Origin of the sequence: Vibrio sp. Y2-5, from assembly GCF_014596725.1 — a bacterium.
Classification (GTDB): Bacteria; Pseudomonadota; Gammaproteobacteria; order Enterobacterales; family Vibrionaceae; genus Vibrio.
In genome coordinates this window covers 1-1,003 of the sequence record NZ_JACVEG010000048.1, presented here as the reverse complement: position 1 = coordinate 1,003, position 1,003 = coordinate 1, and the positions used below count along the sequence as shown (strand labels likewise).

Here is a 1,003-nt window from a genome sequence, read left to right as displayed (position 1 = left end):
CAAAACCCCTTGGGTGTTGTATGGTTAAGCCTCACGGGCAATTAGTACAGGTTAGCTCAATGCCTCACAGCACTTACACACCCTGCCTATCAACGTTCTAGTCTCGAACAACCCTTTAGGACACTTAAAGTGCCAGGGAGAACTCATCTCAGGGCTTGCTTCCCGCTTAGATGCTTTCAGCGGTTATCAATTCCGAACTTAGCTACCGGGCAATGCTACTGGCGTAACAACCCGAACACCAGAGGTTCGTCCACTCCGGTCCTCTCGTACTAGGAGCAGCCCCCTTCAATTCTCCAACGCCCACGGCAGATAGGGACCGAACTGTCTCACGACGTTCTAAACCCAGCTCGCGTACCACTTTAAATGGCGAACAGCCATACCCTTGGGACCGACTTCAGCCCCAGGATGTGATGAGCCGACATCGAGGTGCCAAACACCGCCGTCGATATGAACTCTTGGGCGGTATCAGCCTGTTATCCCCGGAGTACCTTTTATCCGTTGAGCGATGGCCCTTCCATTCAGAACCACCGGATCACTATGACCTGCTTTCGCACCTGCTCGAATTGTCATTCTCGCAGTCAAGCGGGCTTATGCCATTGCACTAACCACACGATGTCCAACCGTGTTTAGCCCACCTTCGTGCTCCTCCGTTACTCTTTGGGAGGAGACCGCCCCAGTCAAACTACCCACCAGGCACTGTCCTCGACCCGGATAACGGGTCTAAGTTAGAACATCAAACATACAAGGGTGGTATTTCAAGGACGGCTCCACACAAACTAGCGTCTGTGCTTCAAAGCCTCCCACCTATCCTACACATGTAGGTTCAATGTTCAGTGCCAAGCTGTAGTAAAGGTTCACGGGGTCTTTCCGTCTAGCCGCGGGTACACTGCATCTTCACAGCGATTTCAATTTCACTGAGTCTCGGGTGGAGACAGCGTGGCCATCATTACGCCATTCGTGCAGGTCGGAACTTACCCGACAAGGAATTTCGCTACCTTAGGAC

At 52.5% G+C, this 1,003-nt stretch carries 1 rRNA gene; it reads right to left on the bottom strand.

What is annotated here, in order from left to right:
- Positions 1 to 20: 20 nt before the first annotated feature.
- Positions 21 to 1,003: ribosomal RNA gene (locus tag HUO09_RS21775) — 23S ribosomal RNA — on the bottom strand; the annotation flags it as partial.